Here is a 16,748-nt window from a genome sequence, read left to right as displayed (position 1 = left end):
TTTATCTACAAGCGGCGACAGCGGTAACCGTAATAGGCGATATATAAATAACAGAGTAAAGGGATGAAAAAAGCCTGCTGAATGCCAATACGATCCGCAAACGCCCCTTGCAGCAAAGGTAAAATAGCCCCACCGACGATGGCGGCGCAGAGTATGCCGGAGCCTTGGCCGGTATGCCTGCCCAAGCCGGTCAAAGCCAGCGAAAAGATGGTGGGAAACATGATGGAATTGCACAAACCTACCGCCAGGATGGTAACCATAGCCAGTATGCCGCTGCCCAACATCGTCGCCAACACCAAACCAGCCGCCGCCAAGGCGTTAAAGGCCAACACTTTGCCGGGATGGATTTTCTGCATCACCGCCGACCCAATAAACCGGCCGACCATCGCCCCGCCCCAATAAAACGACACGTATTTGCCGGCCTCTTGCTCAGCCAAACCGGCTATATGCGGCTCGCCGAGAAAGTTAACCAGAAAGCTGCCAATCGACACTTCACCGCCGACGTACACAAAAATCGCCACGGCGCCCAATACCAGGTGCGAATATTGCCAGGCGCTGCCATCCACTGCATTTGGGCCGGTTGCCTCGGCTTGCTGGTTAATCTTAGGCAACTTCAACATCGCAAACACTGCCGCCATGAAAAACAAGACTGCCGCGAGACATAAATACGGATTCTGCACCGCCGCCGCTTCCGCGGCCTGATACGCAGACAATTGCTCGGCGTCGAGCAGCTTTATTTCCTCGGCGCTTTTCACCGCATTCGACAAAATAAACAATGCGCCAAAATACGGCGCCAGCGTGGTACCCAAGGAGTTAAACGCCTGCGTCAAGGTTAAACGACTGGACGCAGTGTGCGGATCGCCCAACACCGTCACGTAAGGATTGGCGGAAACCTGTAGCAAGGTAATCCCGGACGCCAACACAAAAAACGCCGCCAAAAACAAAGGATAAGAATGCAAGCCAGCCGCCGGATAAAACAGCAAACAACCGCCACCGGCAATCGCCAAACCGACGATGATGCCGCCCTTGTAATCGATTTTTTCCACCAGATAGCCGCTGGGCACCGACATCAGAAAGTAAGCGGTAAAGAAACAAAACTGGATCAGCATCGCCTGGGTGTAACTCAGCGTAAACACCGCCTTCAAATGCGGGATCAGGATGTCGTTAAGACAGGTGATAAATCCCCAAATAAAAAATAGCGAAGTCAGAACCGTCAGCGAGCCTGCATGCGAGGGTCTATCAAGGTTTTGTCGATCCGGCATGAGTGAATCCTGCATATTGATTTAGGGTTTGAGGACCTGGAAACGTGCGATCTCGTTACCGACCATCACCTCAAACTCGCCCGGTTCGACAATGCGCCGCATATCCACGCCGATAAAAGACATATCCTGCGGCGTTAAGCTAAATTGCAAGGTCTGCTCCGCGCCGGGTTTTAACTCAACTTTTTTAAACGCCTTTAGCTGTTTCACCGGCCGCGAAACCGAGGCCGCGACATCGTGCAGGTAAACCATCACGGTCTCCTTGCCGGTCAGCGTGCCGGTATTTTTCACCTTAACCGTCACGTCGATATTCTCGCCCATGGCAATATTGTCTTTGCTCAGACGCAGGCCGCTGGTCTGGAAGGTGGTGTAACTCAAACCGTGACCAAATGGATACAAAGGCCGATACTGATTGCTCTCAAAAGCCTCTATCGGCTTGTGATCGTACATCACAATATCGCTAACATCGCGCGGATAGGAAATCGGCAACTTGCCGCTGGGATTGGTGTCGCCGAACAAAATATCGGCCATCGCTGCCCCGCCTTCCATGCCCGGCAAAAAGCCCAACACCACCGCCTGCGCCTTGTTGGCAATTTCGGTGATGATGCGCGGCCGGCCGCCGAACGTGACTAAAACCACCGGCTTGCCGATTTCGAAAATCGCTCTAGCCAGTTGCAACTGTACCGGGTCCAAATGCAGGGATTCGATATTGCCTTCGGTTTCGGTGTAGGTTTTTTCGCCCAGCGCCAAAATCACCACATCGTGCTGCCTGGCTTGAGTCACCGCCTGCTCGATATTGATTTCGTCGCTGAAATTTTTGCCGCCCACGTACGTCACTTTGCCCGTGGTTTTCTGCTGAATGGCTTGTATCAAAGTGGGCTTGTCTTTGGGATATAAATGCTCTGCGGCGCCCTGCCAGGTAATCGTCCAACCGCCGTTCATCACGCTCAACAAGTTCGCGGTCGGCCCGGTGACCAAGATGCTGGCCTGCTTGCTCAAGGGCAGAATATGTTGGTCATTTTTCGCCAGAATGATCGCTTCCCGCGCCGCTTGCCGGTTAGCGGCCACCGCATCCTCAGTGACAAAGTTACCTTTTACGGCCAGCTCAGGCTCGTGCCTGTCAAACAAACCGCTTTGATATTTCACCCGCAAAATACGCGACACCGCTTCGTCGATACGGGTCATCGGCACTTCGCCGGTTTTGGCTAAATCCAGCAATAAGTCGTAAAACGAATAATCGAACGGCACCATGCTCATATCGATGCCGGCCATCACCGCCATTTTTACCGCTTCGCGCGGCGAGGATGCCAATTTATCGCGGGTATACAAGCGGCTGATGTCGGCCCAATCGGACACGGTAAAGCCTTTAAAACCCATCTCAACGCGCAAAATGGTGTTCAGGTAGTAATGATTGACGTGGCCGGGAATGCCATCCACCTCGGCGGAATTGACCATCACCGTCGGCGCTCCGGCTTTCACGCCCGCTTCGAAGCCCGGCAGAAAATATTCGCGCAAAGCTCGTTCGCCTATCCAGGCCGGGGTGCGGTCCTTGCCGTTCAAGGGATAGCTGTAGCCGACGTAATGTTTCAAGCAAGTTGGCGCTTTGTCGGCGTCCGCAAAATTATCGCCTTGATGACCTTGAATATAGGCACTGCCCATCGTCACCGCCAAAAGCACGTCCTCGCCGTAAGTTTCCCACAAGCGCGGCCACAGCGGTTGCCGGCCGATGTCCATCACCGGCATGAAATTCCAATCCAAACCCGAGGCCTTGGCTTCCCGCGCAGTCACTTCGCCTTCCTTGAAAGCCAAATCGGGATTAAACGTCGCCGCCATGCTGATGGCTTGCGGAAACAGCACTGCGTTTTCGGTGTAAGTTGCACCATGAATCGCGTCGATACCGTACAGCACCGGAATTTTCAGCCGGCTTTTTGCCGCCACGTCGCGTATCGCTTGGGTCATCCGCCGCCATTTTTCGATGGGCTGGGTTTGATTATTCGGCGTGGTGGGCGTGTTGAGTATCGAACCGATATGCCGGTTCAAAATGGCGTCTTCCAGTTTGGCCTGATCGATGGGATTGTCGGCTACCTCGCCATTCACGACCGAAACCACGCTAAAGTCGATCTGCGTCATCTGTCCGACTTTTTCTTCCAGGCTCATTTGCGCCAATAAGGCCTGTACCTGCGCTTCAACATTGTCGTTTGTTTCTTTTGCACTCACGCCGGACTCCAAAGCCACGAATAGGGAAAGAATTAAGAAAGCTAATTTTGTTTTCAAGAGATTGATTTAAGGTTTGATCGATGCCCGCTCAATCGTTTTATCTACCTGCCGGCCGCACGGCAAAAATCCGATCAACGATAGCAAGGCATTTGTAGTTATCGGTAAAAATAGGCACATCATAGCCGGCGATAATTCGCTCATGTCAGCGGCAAGTGCCCATCAGGGACCCGGAATAGTTTATCCAGACCTGAAGATGCTGTCTCATATTTTAAGAGCAGCGGTGGCGTAGAGCCTGGCTTGGTGTTTTTCGTGGCAACTGCCACACCGGATGAAGTTTTCTCAGGATTGTTATTCCGGAAACAACTTATCCCGCGCATTCTCCAAAATCGCGGTCACGGCCGGATGCTTGAGTTTGCGGCGCATGGTGATGGCGTAAAAACGTTCATGCACCGAGTCGATACGGCCGATGGCTTCCACGCCGTATTGGCTTTGGATTTCGGCTTCGACATTACTCGGTGCGACAAACAAACCCACGCCACCACTGCCAAAGGTTTTGATCAACGCGCTGTCTTCAATTTCGGCCTGGATAGCCGGGCTGATACTTTCGGCGTCGAACCATTGATCCAGCGAGCGCCGCAGCGAAGTGTTGGCGGTGGGCAGCAGGAACGGTGCGCCGCTCAAGCAGCGTGGGAAATTTTGCCTATAGGTCGCGGCCAAAGCCGGCGCGCCGAACACGGTAACCCCGCATTCGCCCAGCAGATGGTTAAACGCTTTGGCGCCACTGGTTGGTGTCAGCGGCGCATCGGACAAGACTATATCCATCCCTTGCATGACCATCTCACTCAAAAGCCGCTCGGTTTTGTCCTCGTAACAAAGAATCTGCACCGACTCTGGTAAGCGGAATGCCGGCGCCAGCAAGCGATAAACCACCATTTTCGGTAACGCATCCGCCACGCCCACCACCAGACGCAGAGCCCTGCCGGTCGGCCGGCCTTTTAAGGTGTTAGTTAACTCTCGGCCCAGCGAAAAGATTTCTTCCGCGTAATTAAATACCACCCGCCCAGTGTCGGTGAGCACCAGTTTACGGCCTTGTTTATAAAAGAGTTTTTCGCCAATTTGCTGTTCCAGCACCGCTAATTGGCCGCTGATGGTAGGTTGCGCCAAATGCAGTTTCTCGCAAGCGCGAGTGATGCTTTCTTCACGCGCGACATTCCAGAAATAAAACAAATGTTGGTAGTTGATACGTTCCATAGCGCTCAATGTATAGGAATTTACGATGAATTAATTCTAAACATTCTATTTAACAATATCAAAATGCTGCGCTAGGCTATCACGCAACCCTAACCTACCCTGAGAACTGCACATGCAAAAGCTAAAAGCACTGCACAGCGAAGACATCGCGCCAAGTACCGGAGCCGCATTAGCGGAGTATGACAAGTCGGCGTTTGAATTGGATAACCTCGGCGCCAGCCAAATCCTCAGTGATCGCTTATCGGATGCTCACGGCGACGACAAAGAATTACGCAGTTCGATACGCCTGCTCGGTTCGATCTTGACTAAAGTGCTCACCGCCCAAGCCAAACCGGAGGTGGCCACCGCCGTCGCGCAGTTGCAACGCAAGTTTGCCAGCTTGCTCCGAGAGGGCAGCGCCAACCGCCGCCGCCAGTTTATGGAGATTCTGGAAGGCCTGGATGCGGAAGAAATAGGCGAAGTGGTGCGGGTGTTTAACGGCTATTTCAGCCTGCTCAATATCGCCGAAGAATCGCATAACCTAACGTTGCGCCGACAAAATCAGACCGGCCGCTATTGGCCCGGCTCGTTTCATGACACGCTGATTAAACTACGCGACAGCGGCGTCAGTGCCGATAAATTACAGGTGTTATTGGACGAAATGCTGTATTTGCCGGTGATGACCGCTCACCCCACCGAAGCCAAACGCCGCACAGTCAAAAGCGCGTTGCGCAATGTCTTCCTTAGCCAGGAGGCCTTGGACGATCCACGCCTACGCAGCCAGCAACGCAGCGAGGCCTTGGACAAACTGCAAGCACAGATTCAATTGCTGTTAAAAACCGACGAAGTGCGCGCCCGTAAACTGGGCGTAGCCGACGAAATCGACGCCGGTTTGTTTTATTTTTCGCTATCGCTATTTCAGGCTACCACCTTGGTTTACCGGAACTTGCAACGGGCGCTTAGCGATGTATTCGGCGCCGACGTTGCCGGCCAAATCCGCATCCCCAGCTTCCTGCGTTTTGGCTCATGGATAGGCGGCGACCGCGACGGCAATCCAAATGTCAAGCCGGAAACCACCGAACTGGCCTTGCGCATGCAGGCGCAAACCATCATGCAGGAATATTTGGCGCGCCTGGATCAATTGCGCGGCCAGTTGTCGCATTCTTATGGACTTTGTGACTTGACGCCGGAATTTATTGACAGCCTGCACGCCGACCGCGCCCTGCTGGGCGCGGCAGTCACGGACTTGGAAAAGCCTTATTTGCAGGAACCTTACCGGCACAAACTGATATTGATGAAATATCGCATGCAATCCACCTTGCAGCGCGTGCAACAACAGTTACAGGGCCAAGCGGAACAAGCCAATCGCCTTGCCTATGCCAGCGTGGCCGAGTTTTTACACGATCTGCGCTTGATTGATGCATCCTTGCGCAGCCACGGCGACGCCAATATCGCCGAGCTGGAATTAGCCGATCTGATCCGCTTGGCCGACGTGTTCGACTTTCACTTGATGCAACTCGACGTGCGGCAAGAATCGACTCGCCACAGCGAAGCAGTCGCGGAAATTCTGGCAACCGCATTGAACATTGACTACCTGGCGCTGGACGAAGCGCAACGCATAGCATTGTTAGCAGAGGCGATTGCCGCACCGGGTGGTTTGATGTTCGACGCCGCCGCGCTGACGCCGGCCAACCGCGAAACCCTGGAGTTGTTTACCGTGATGGCGAAAATGCGCCGGGAAATAGGCCCGAACTGCTTTGGTAAATACGTAATTTCCATGACCCACTCGGCCAGTCATGTCTTGGAAGTCTTGCTGCTGGCGGCGCAAGCCGGCCTGGTCGGCAAAATCGGCGGGCATTGGCATTGCCATATCGGCGTCAGCCCCTTGTTTGAAACCATCGACGATTTAAATCGCATCTCCGAGGTACTGACCCAGCTATTCGATACCGAGTGCTATCGGGAATTGTTGCGGGTCAGCGATGACCGCCAGGAAATCATGCTGGGCTATTCGGACTCCTGCAAAGACGGCGGCATCCTGGCGTCGGCCTGGGGCTTATCGCGCGCGCAACGGCAAATTATTGCAATCAGCGAGCGTTACGGTTTGAAATGCCGATTATTCCATGGCCGCGGCGGCACTGTCGGTCGCGGCGGCGGCCCGACTCACGAAGCGATTCTGGCCCAGCCGCCCGACACCGTGCGCGGCCAGATCAAATTTACCGAGCAAGGCGAAGTGCTGTTTTATCGGTATAACAATATGGAAACGGCGGTCTACGAATTAACCATGGGCGTTACCGGCTTGCTGAAAGCCAGCGTCAGCCTGGTGCAAGCCGTCCCGGCGGATCATGCGGAAGATCTGGCAGTGATGGACGAATTGGCGCGGATCGGCGAGCAAAGTTATCGCGACCTGACCGAGCGCACTCCCGGCTTTTTGGATTATTTCTACGAAGCCACCCCGGTCGGCGAAATTGGCGGCTTGAACATCGGTTCGCGGCCTTCGCACCGCAAAAAACTGGATCGCTCGAAAAACTCGGTGCGAGCGATAGCCTGGGTATTCGCCTGGGCGCAATCGCGGCAGACGTTTCCGGCTTGGTACGGCATCGGTTTCAGCCTGGCCAGCTGGTGCGCCGGCAAGCCGGAGCGCCTGGAAACCCTGCGGCGGATGTATCGCGACTGGCCGTTTTTCCGCAACCTGCTGAGTAACGCGCAAATGGCTTTGAGTAAATCCGACATGAACATCGCCCGCGAATACGCGCAATTGTGCAACGACCCGGAAACCGGCAAACGGGTTTACAACCTGATAGCCGGCGAGCATCAACGCTGCGTGGAGTGGATACTGGAGATAGCCAACACTGACCATTTGCTGGCGGAAAATCCGGCTTTGGCCGCCTCCCTGCACCGCCGCGATGCTTATCTGGGGCCGCTAAACTATATCCAGGTTTTTTTGATCCGGCGGCTGCGGGAAATGAATACCGAGAATCCCGCGGACAGTCCGTGGATGAAACCCTTGTTGCGCAGTATCAATGCGATTGCCGCAGGTATGCGTAATACCGGCTGATGTTATTAGCCCGGCCCTGAAATTCCGGCGTCCTGAACGGGTCGAAGGACGCGCCCCCCCCTGAAAAGGGGAAAGGGCTTTTCGGCAGACTCTAAAAGGGAGGAGAACCATGCAATACGCCTACGCATTGGCACACTGGTTTAGAGTAATCATCATTAACACCGGGCGCTGGCTGTTTGAAAACAAGCCTGCCATGGCAATCTTGACCCTGATATTTTTGTATAAATTTGGCGACACCTTGCTACCCTTTCTATGGCACATTGTGCACTTGGCCATTGAGGTGGTCGAGATGTTGTTCGAGCATTTTTTGGAACACGTGTTCGGGGTAACGCCCCGCCAAGCCGAATTCATCGTGTTCTGGTCCGGCCTAACGTTGCTCGGCACCGTCGTTTGGCGCTTGTCGTGCAAAGCTTACCTCGTGATCGCCCAGGGATGCGAAACTGCCTGGCTTAACTGGTGCGCCAAAGCCGGCCCGGCCAAATTACTTACCACATTAAAGGTTACACTTTTGCTGGGCATACTCGGCAAGACCATGCTGTTATTCGTTTAAACCGATAGGATTTCGTTACGTATGAGCATCAACGCCGGAAACAAGGAACACCCGCACAGAAAGCAGTCGACGCAAACCTTGCTGGGATTCTTATTCGACCTGCTGGAAATCCCCGGCCAAGCCCAAGGCATCCGCGAGCATTGGCTGGACTCAGTCAGTGACGACAGCCAGATAGCGCTGAGCCGCATCGGTGACCATTTGGGTTTGAATATGGAGAGCACGCTGCTTACGCCCATTGCAGCCGCCAACGCTTCATCCCCACATACGCCACTGCTCACCAGCCTCTCGGATGGCTGCGGCTGGCTAGTGTTGTGCGGATTTCGCGGCGGCAAAGTCAGAGTGGCCCTTGCTCAAGGCGAGGTGATCGAAGAGCGCTACGTCAAACCGACTGACATCGCCGCACTACTGGGCCGAAGCGACGCCGGCATCAGCGAGTGGCTTTTAGTGCAAGCCCAGGCGCCGCTGGAGAATGCCGTCAGCCAAGACCATCACAACCACATGCCGCCATTTAGCCGCTTGCTGGAGCTGTTACGCGCTGATCGCCACGATCTCTGGTTATTGTTGGGTTTGGCTTTGGGCTCCGGATTGTTGGCGCTGGCTTCGCCGGTGGCGGTGCAAGCGCTGGTCAATACCGTAGCGATGGGCGGTATGGGCCAACCTTTGATCGTATTGGCGACCATACTGTTTTTCTTTCTAAGCTTCGGCGGTGCGGTTTTTGTGCTGGAATCTTATCTGGTGGAGATCGTGCAGCGGCGGATTTTTGTACGGCTGGCCGCCGACTTGGCCTATCGCTTGCCCAGGGTGCGCAGCGATGCCTACGACAGCCAACACGGCGCGGAACTGGTCAATCGCTTTTTCGATGTATTGACCTTGCAGAAAGCCGGCTCTGCACTGCTCTTGGACGGTTTGAGCACCGTGGTGCAAACTTGCGTCGGCCTGATCATGCTGGCTTTCTATCACCCCTTCCTGCTGGCCTTCGATGTGGTGTTGCTGTTATCTATCACGGCAATAATATTTTTGTTGGGCCGCGGCGCGGTCACCACGGCGATTCAGGAATCGATCAGCAAATATGCCTTGGTCGCCTGGCTGGAAAGCGTTGCCGGGAATATTCAAACCTTTAAATTCGGTAACGGTGCAGTGATGGCCGCCAACCGCACCGACCAACTCTCGCTGGACTATTTAACGGCCAAACGCCAGCATTACCGCGTGCTGCTGGGCCAAGTCATCGCCTCCGTGGCGCTGTACGCCATCGCCAGTACGGCCTTGTTGGCTATCGGCGGCTACTTGGTCATAGACGGCCATTTAACTTTGGGGCAATTGGTGGCGGCGGAACTGATCGTCTCGTCAGCTTTGCTAGCCTTGATCAAATTCGGCAAACACCTGGAAGGCTTTTACGACTTGATGGCCGGCACGGACAAGATCGGCCATTTGCTGGATTTGCCCTTAGAAGATTCGGCCGAGTTGGACGCAGAATTTAACGGTCCGGCGTCACTCACAATCAGCGGCTTAAAATTCGGCTTCGGCGCGCAGCGGCCATTATTCTCGGATTTTGCGCTGCACATTCAGCCTAGCGAAAAAGTCGCGATTTCAGGCGGTCCCGGCAGCGGTAAAACCGCGCTGGTGTCGCTAATCAGCGGGATGCGGCAAGCACAAGCCGGCCGGATACAATTCAACGGCCAAACACTGGATGAGCTGCGCCTGAGTACTTTGCGGCAAAACATCGCCGTCGTCAGCCGACTGGAGATATTTCACGATAGCCTGCTGGAAAATATCAGGCTTGGCGATGCGAACCTGAGCGTTGCCGATGTCCAAGAGGTCTTGGCCAAAGTCGGCTTAACTAGCTTGGATTTGGATACCGTCATGAGTCCCGGCGGCTCGCCACTTGCCCACAGCCAAGCCATACAAGTCATGCTGGCTAGAGCCATCATCGCCCGGCCGACTTTGTTGATCGTGGATGGCATACTCGATGGCTTGGATAGCGGTTTACAGCAACAGTTGGCATCCGCACTATTTGCCGCAGACGCGCCCTGGACCCTACTGCTGCTGACCGGATCCAAAGAATTGGCCGCACTTTGCGGGCGCGAGATAATTTTGCCGGGAGCCGCCCATGACTGAGTTACAGATCAGGCTGTCCGCGCTATCGGCAGCCCATACTCCTCGCCTGGTCAGTAGTCTAGCGCGGGCTTGCGTCTGGTTATTTCTGTTGACCCCTCCAGCCTTGCTGCTCACCCCGTGGCAACAAAACATCAACGGTATCGGCCGGGTCTCCGCCTTTGCGCCGCTGGAACGCCAACAGAACTTGGATGCGCCGGTTTCCGGCCGTATCGTCAGTTGGCATGCCAAAGAAGGCGCCAAAGTGAAGGCCGGCGATTTACTGATGGAAATCACCGATGTCGATCCGGAATTGCTGGAACGCTTACAACAACAACGCGCGGCAGCCGCAGCGAAATTGGCAGCCAAAGAAGACGAGCTGCGGGCGTATCGCCTGCAAATCGATAATTTGATTGCTACCCGCGATTTACAAGTGGCTACCGCGCAATACCGGCTGGATGTGGCACGGCAACGTGCGCGCTCCGCCAGTGAAGCCATTGCCTCCGCCCGTGCCACGCTGGAAACGGCCAGCGTGCAAACCCAGCGTCTGCAAAGATTGATCGGCGACGGCCTGGTATCCCAACGCGATTACGAAGTGGCACAACGCGACGGTATCGTCGCGCAACGCAGCTTAAACAGCGCCCAAGCCAGTCTGGAAGGCGCTTTGGCCGAACAACGCGCCGCCGAAGCCGAAATCGGCCGAATTCGCGCCGATGCCCAAGCCCGTATCGACTCGGCGACGGCCTCTGCCAACAAAACCCAAAGCGAACTGGAAGACAGCCGCAGCAGCCTGTTAAAGAGCGAAGTGGATGTTTCCCGCCAGCAATCCCAACAAATCAGAGCGCCGCGCGACAGCAGCATCCTCAGGCTGCTGGCCAATCCGCAGAGCGACATTGTCAGACAAGGTGATCCCTTGCTGGTGTTGGTGCCTGATATGGATGTGAAAGCCGTGGAACTGTGGGTAGACGGCAACGATGCCGTATTGATCACCCCAGGCCGGCATGCACGTCTGCAATTCGAAGGCTGGCCGGCCTTGCAATTCGCCGGCTGGCCCGAAGTAGCCGTCGGTACCTTCGGTGGCTTAGTAGCCTTCGTGGACTCCACTGACGACGGCAAGGGTAAATTCAGGGTGCTGATCGTGCCCGATCCCAACGACCGCCCCTGGCCGACAGAACGCTTCGCCCGCCAAGGCGTGAGAGTAAAAGGCTGGGTGTTGTTGAACCGGGTAACGATGGCTTACGAATTGTGGCGGCAACTGAATGCCTTTCCGCCGCAGATGACTATGGAAGCGCCTGCGACCGATTTGGTCAGGCAAAAACTGAAATAAGCGCTCATGAATCGTTTCGCATCCCGTCAACACCCATCAGGGGCTACGGCCAAACACTTGCAAGCCTGCCGGCGGCGTATCGGCGCACTCTTGCTGATACCTTTGCTGGTCAGTTGCGGACAATATCTCGACACCAGCCCCGACCGGAAACTGGTCAAGCGCGTGGAAGAACGCCTGAAACCTGATGAGGGTTTACCGCTACCGGCGATTTCGCAACTGCCGCCGCAAACTGTGGAGCAGGCCTTGCCCAAGTTTAAGGAAGGCCGGCCCAAGTCGGCGACTATCCTGCCGCCTCCCAGCGCGACGAAGCCGGAATTACCGAAGGCAGCACCGGAAGCGAGCAAGCAATTGTCCATCACTGCGGTGCGCAGTATGGCTTTGGAAAATAACCTGGATTTAAAAATCGCCCAGGCCGATCCAAAAATCGCCGCCACTTCAGTCAGCGAAGAGCAAGCCAAATTCGACGATTTGATCTTCGCCAAGGCCAAATACGGCAAGAAAAACACCCCGGCGCAAAATCTGGATGTCGTCAGCTTTACGCCGGTGGATCCCACTTCGCCGCTGAAAAATGAAATCGACAAACTCACCGCCGTGCCGCAGGAAACCGAGGTGCTGGATATGGAAGCCGGTATCGTGATTCCGTTGCGTACCGGCGCCAAAATTACCGTCAGTTCACCGTTCGACGGCAAACGGCAGTTTCGCGGTGTCGCTTCGGACCAGTATCAAAATGCGCTGCGGTTTTCCATCAGCCAGCCCTTACTGCGCGATGCCGGGATTTCCAATAACGTCGCCGGCATCCGCATCGCCCGTTACGAACAACAAGCCGTCGACGTAAAAACCCGTCTGCAGGCGATTCGGGTGTTGGCCATGGTTGAGCGCGCTTATTGGAGTCTGTATGTGGCTTGGGGCGAATTGGACGTGCGCCGCCAGCAATACGAAAACGCCTCCAACAATCTGAGCATGGTCAGGAAGCGCGTGGCGGAAGGCTTGACAGCCAACGTGGAAATCAACCGGGCCGAAATCGGCGTGGCCGAGCGGCTGGAGTCTTTGATCATCGCCGAAACCAGCCTGAAAACCCGCCAGCGCCAACTGAAATTGTTATTAAACGCGCCGGACCTGGATCTGGATTCACAAACGCTGCTGATTCCCGAGACCTCGCCGACCCTGCTGGAATTTAATCTGGACCGCGAGCAATTGGCGCAACGCGCGCTGGACGGCCGCCTGGAATTGCTGGAACTGGAATTAAAGCTGGCCGCTGACTTGACCAAGATCGACTACCTCAGCAATCAAACCCTGCCAATGTTCATGCTGGATTACAACTACGCCGCACTGGGCCGCGACACGTCATCCTACGGTGGCGCTTTTGATCAGACCTTGAGCGGCAATTATTCGGATTGGTCGGTGGGCGTACGCATGGAAATCCCACTCAGCAACGAGCTGCGCCGTGCGCGTCTGGATCGAGCCGTGCAAGAACGCATGCAACGTCTGACGACGCAACAACTCAGGGAATTGAGTGTGCGCCGAGAAATCTACGACTCGCTGGATCAAATGAGCCAGAACTGGCAACGCATTTTAGCCACTCGGCAAAACGTGGTACTGGCCGGTTTGAATTACGACGCAGAACTGAAACAATTTAAAGAAGGCTTGCGGACCATGACCGAAGTACTGGAAACCCTAACCCGGCTCGGTGAAGCGCAATTACGCGAAGTGCGCGCCATCGGTGATTACCAAGTGTCGATGATAGACCTGGCGTTTGCCACCGGCACCTTACTCGGACATAGCCGAGTCGATTTGGGCCTAAGCGCCAGTGCTCAGTAAGCACTGTAGTGAGTGAATGTAAGCGATAAAAGCCGCGCGTTTATCGCTTACCGGTCTGATGTTGGAAAACGACGGTTAGTGATGGCAACCTGAACCGTGGATATGGCCGTGAGCCACTTCGTCGGCTGTGGCCGGTCTGACATCCATGACTTCCACGTCAAACGTCAAATCTTCACCGGCCAATGGATGGTTGCCGTCGATGGTAATATCGTCGCCGTCGATCTCCACGATGGTAATGATGCCCGGACCATGGCTGACATCGGCGTGAAATTGCATCCCGACTTCAATATCCATCCCGTCGAACATTTTCTTGGAAACAACTTGAATCATTTCTTCGGAGACTTCGCCGTAGGCTTGATCGGCAGCGATGGTGACGTTGAATTTATCGCCCGCTTGCTTGCCGTTTAAAGCGGCTTCCAAACCCGCAATGATGTTGCCCGCGCCATGCAAATACAACAAGGGTTCCTCGCCTCTGGAACTGTCCAGCTGCTCACCGTCTTGGTTGGTTAAGGTATAATGTATGGAAACAGCCGTTTTGTCTGTGATTTGCATATGCGTATTCGCTAGATGAAAAAAGCCGACATCATATAACCTTTTCCCCGAAAAAACATGTCACGCTGGCGACCGCCCCGCCCCAAATCTTCACCTTACATCACCGCCGAAGGCTATCGGACCCTGGAAACCGAGTTGAAACAGCTTTGGGAACGGCGCAAGCACGTAACCATAGCCCTGTCCGCCGCCGCTGCGGAAGGTGATCGTTCCGAGAACGCAGAAGTTACCGCAAAAAAGAACTACGAGAAATCGACCGGCGTATTCATTATCTGCAAAAGCGCTTGCCGTCGTTGACTGTCGTGTCCGAGAAGCCGAGCAATCGCGATCAGGTATTTTTCGGTGCCTGGGTGACTTTGGAAACGATGGATGGAGAGGAAATCACCTACCGCATCGTCGGTGCCGACGAAATCGATACTACGGGTGGTTTGATCAGCCTGGACTCACCTCTGGCGAAAGCCTTATTGAAGAAGATGCTGGACGACGAAGTGACAATCCGCCATGCCGAGCAGGAAACGCGGTATTACATTACCGCGATCAAGTATTAAGATGAGTACGCAAGCCGCCTTTACCCGATTCAAGTGGTTCGTGATCATTCTGCTGCTGACCATCGTCGAAATAGGCCCCTTTCCGCTGATGGGTTTGACGCTACTGTATGTCATCGCGTTCCGCCCACGCTGGTTCAAGGCGTTGGTCGATCAGATCTATTCATGAGCTGCGCGCAATACCTGTTTGTCTACGGTACGCTGCGCAGAAACCCGGACGATCAAACTCAACACCCATTTCTAGACGATTGCGATTACATAGGCCCTGCGTTTATGCACGGCGATTTGTATGAAATCGATAATTATCCAGGCGCCGTAACCCGCGGCACAACGCAGATCAAAGGCGAACTGTACTTACTTGGCACCCCCGAACACACACTGTCTGTATTGGATATTTACGAAGAATGCGCCACGCATTTTCCGCAGCCGCATGAATACATCCGCCGCCAACTTTTAGTAAACCTGCCCGACGGACAAAGCGTTTGCGCTTGGACCTACCTATACAACCGTCCGACGACCGGTTTGCAGCGGATCTTAAGCGGCGACTATCTTCATCATCTCAAGGACAAAACATGATCAGCATTATCCAGCGCGTGACTCAAGCCAAAGTCACGGTCAACTGCAACGACATCGGCGTGATCGGCACCGGCATTATGGCGCTGGTGGCTGTCGAGAAAGCCGACACCCCCAAGCAAGCGGACCGCTTGCTGGAGCGGATTTTGAATTACCGCATCTTTGCGGACGCGGACGACAAAATGAATCTGAGTCTGCGCGATATTCAAGGCGGCCTGCTGCTGGTACCGCAATTTACCTTGGCGGCCAACACCGATACCGGCAACCGGCCCAGTTTTGCCTCGGCCGCGCCGCCGGCAATGGGCCGGGAATTATTCGCGTATTTGCAAAAGCGCGCGCTGGAGATTTACCCAAGCAGCCAGTTCGGCGAATTCGGCGCCGACATGAAAGTAGCGTTGATCAACGACGGCCCGGTGACTTTTACCTTACGTTGTCTGGAAAAGTAATTTTGCATACCGTTTGGATTCGGGAATCACTGCCTGACCGCTCACCCGGTCGAATTACCAACCCGCCCTTAAATATTATCGCTCCCGCAAAGGCGCAAGCTCAGCCGCTAGAGTGGATTCGCCGTAAGATGTAACGGCTCCCGCCTTCGCGGGCGTGACAAACCCAAGGAAATTGAGGAACGGCTTGGCAGTCACTGTCAGATAGGCGCGCTCGCCAATAAATTATTCTGTGTTAAATAACACAATTTTATTTGCCTAACGTGCACCTTACCCCTACAATTGCGCCTCCTTTATCACCCACAGAGAAATACTTATGAAAATTCAACATTTGCTAATCGCCTTAACCTTGCCGGCTTTGCTGACCCTGACAGGCTGCGAATCCGCAAAACCGGTCGAAGCAACTGCTGAGCCTGCGGTCGTGACGCCTGTAACCGCTGCACCGGCTGAAACTGCTGCCCCCGCGCCAGCGGCGGCACCCGCCATGTCTCCGGAACATTGCGCTAAACATAAAGCCGATGCCGCAGCGCACAATTGCGTTGAACATTGCGCCAAACACAAAGGTAAAAAAGGCAAAGCTTGCCTGAAACATTGTGCCGACAAAGCCGCAGCCGAACACGATTGCGCGAAACATTGCGCCGATCACCCAGGTGCTAAAGATAAAGTCTGCGCCCAACATTGCGCGCAAGATGCCCATGCCAGCGCCCACCAATGCGGTGCCGAGCATTGTGCCCATCACGAAGCCGCCGCTGCCGCCAATTGCAGCAGCCACCATTGCGCCCATCATCAAGGCGGCGCAGCCCATGATTGCAGTGCGGATCATTGCAAAAAGCACGGCGGCGACATGGCCGATTGCTGCGGCTCCGCGCATAAATGCGATAAATAATCTGTAACCTCAGATCCGATTGGGCCTCACTGCGGTGATGTAGTGACCGCAGTTAGGCCCAGTCAAACCAGTCCAGCCCGCTCGAAAAGCCCCCTACCGCCCTCTTCACTCGGCTAGATCCAGCCTCTTAACTCTCTCCCATTTATTCTTTAGCCGACGAGCGCATCTTTTAGATTGCCGAATCGTTTACATCTGCGCTAAATTC

The 16,748-nt window shown here is 54.8% G+C and carries 15 protein-coding genes; 11 read left to right on the top strand and 4 right to left on the bottom strand.

Going from position 1 to position 16,748, the window contains the following annotated elements:
• Positions 1-5: 5 nt before the first annotated feature.
• From fucP to nhaR, 3 genes are all read right to left on the bottom strand, one after another.
• Positions 6-1,262, bottom strand: a complete 1,257-nt coding sequence (gene fucP / locus JL719_RS09385) for an L-fucose:H+ symporter permease (RefSeq protein ID WP_033156664.1) — start codon at positions 1,260-1,262, stop codon at positions 6-8.
• Positions 1,263-1,283: 21 nt separating this feature from the next.
• Positions 1,284-3,476: a glycoside hydrolase family 3 N-terminal domain-containing protein gene (locus JL719_RS09380; protein WP_225893083.1), complete on the bottom strand. Its 2,193-nt coding sequence runs from the start codon at positions 3,474-3,476 to the stop codon at positions 1,284-1,286.
• 348 nt (positions 3,477-3,824) lie between these two features.
• Positions 3,825-4,727, bottom strand: coding sequence for a transcriptional activator NhaR (nhaR, locus tag JL719_RS09375; RefSeq protein ID WP_033156666.1), 903 nt, complete (start codon positions 4,725-4,727; stop codon positions 3,825-3,827).
• 112 nt (positions 4,728-4,839) lie between these two features.
• Between nhaR and ppc the strand changes: the two genes are divergently transcribed.
• The 5 genes from ppc to JL719_RS09350 all read left to right on the top strand — a co-directional run bounded on the left by ppc (position 4,840) and on the right by JL719_RS09350 (position 13,547).
• The gene (ppc, locus tag JL719_RS09370) at positions 4,840-7,761 is read left to right on the top strand and encodes a phosphoenolpyruvate carboxylase (RefSeq protein WP_033156667.1); all 2,922 of its coding nucleotides are present in this window, start codon (positions 4,840-4,842) and stop codon (positions 7,759-7,761) included.
• 109 nt (positions 7,762-7,870) lie between these two features.
• Positions 7,871-8,311 carry a hypothetical protein gene (locus JL719_RS09365; protein ID WP_033156668.1) on the top strand — a complete coding sequence of 147 codons (441 nt, stop codon included), beginning with the start codon at positions 7,871-7,873 and terminating at the stop codon, positions 8,309-8,311.
• Positions 8,312-8,332: 21 nt separating this feature from the next.
• Complete coding sequence (locus JL719_RS09360; protein WP_033156669.1) at positions 8,333-10,426, top strand: peptidase domain-containing ABC transporter; 2,094 nt, start codon at positions 8,333-8,335, stop codon at positions 10,424-10,426.
• Positions 10,419-11,729: an HlyD family secretion protein gene (locus JL719_RS09355; RefSeq protein ID WP_033156670.1), complete on the top strand. Its 1,311-nt coding sequence runs from the start codon at positions 10,419-10,421 to the stop codon at positions 11,727-11,729. The genes JL719_RS09360 and JL719_RS09355 overlap by 8 nt, the downstream gene beginning before the upstream one ends.
• A 6-nt stretch (positions 11,730-11,735) precedes the next feature.
• On the top strand, positions 11,736-13,547 hold the full coding sequence (locus tag JL719_RS09350) for a TolC family protein (protein WP_225893082.1): 1,812 nt from the start codon (positions 11,736-11,738) through the stop codon (positions 13,545-13,547).
• A 75-nt stretch (positions 13,548-13,622) separates the two neighbouring features.
• Here the strand turns inward: JL719_RS09350 and JL719_RS09345 are convergent, their stop codons facing one another.
• On the bottom strand, positions 13,623-14,099 hold the full coding sequence (locus JL719_RS09345) for an FKBP-type peptidyl-prolyl cis-trans isomerase (RefSeq protein WP_033156671.1): 477 nt from the start codon (positions 14,097-14,099) through the stop codon (positions 13,623-13,625).
• 57 nt (positions 14,100-14,156) lie between these two features.
• Between JL719_RS09345 and JL719_RS23995 the strand changes: the two genes are divergently transcribed.
• The 6 genes from JL719_RS23995 to JL719_RS09320 all read left to right on the top strand — a co-directional run bounded on the left by JL719_RS23995 (position 14,157) and on the right by JL719_RS09320 (position 16,543).
• Entirely contained in the window at positions 14,157-14,393 is a 237-nt protein-coding gene (locus JL719_RS23995; RefSeq protein WP_225893081.1) for a hypothetical protein, read from the top strand.
• A gap of 5 nt (positions 14,394-14,398) precedes the next feature.
• Positions 14,399-14,644, top strand: a complete 246-nt coding sequence (locus JL719_RS23990; protein WP_225893080.1) for a GreA/GreB family elongation factor — start codon at positions 14,399-14,401, stop codon at positions 14,642-14,644.
• A 1-nt stretch (position 14,645) separates the two neighbouring features.
• Positions 14,646-14,810 (top strand): hypothetical protein, encoded by a 165-nt coding sequence (locus JL719_RS09335; RefSeq protein ID WP_165385942.1) that lies wholly within the window; start codon positions 14,646-14,648, stop codon positions 14,808-14,810.
• The gene (locus JL719_RS09330; protein ID WP_033156672.1) at positions 14,807-15,217 is read left to right on the top strand and encodes a gamma-glutamylcyclotransferase family protein; all 411 of its coding nucleotides are present in this window, start codon (positions 14,807-14,809) and stop codon (positions 15,215-15,217) included. The genes JL719_RS09335 and JL719_RS09330 overlap by 4 nt, the downstream gene beginning before the upstream one ends.
• Complete coding sequence (gene dtd, locus JL719_RS09325; RefSeq protein ID WP_033156673.1) at positions 15,214-15,660, top strand: D-aminoacyl-tRNA deacylase; 447 nt, start codon at positions 15,214-15,216, stop codon at positions 15,658-15,660. Before JL719_RS09330 ends, dtd begins: the two co-directional genes overlap by 4 nt.
• Before the next feature lie 313 nt (positions 15,661-15,973).
• Positions 15,974-16,543 carry a hypothetical protein gene (locus JL719_RS09320; RefSeq protein ID WP_051669981.1) on the top strand — a complete coding sequence of 190 codons (570 nt, stop codon included), beginning with the start codon at positions 15,974-15,976 and terminating at the stop codon, positions 16,541-16,543.
• The last annotated feature ends 205 nt before the right edge of the window (positions 16,544-16,748 follow it).

Origin of the sequence: Methylomonas sp. LW13, assembly GCF_016865255.1 — a bacterium.
Lineage (GTDB): Bacteria > Pseudomonadota > Gammaproteobacteria > Methylococcales > Methylomonadaceae > Methylomonas.
The sequence above is the reverse complement of the archived record's forward strand: the minus strand, read 5'-3'. Positions and strand labels throughout refer to the sequence as shown.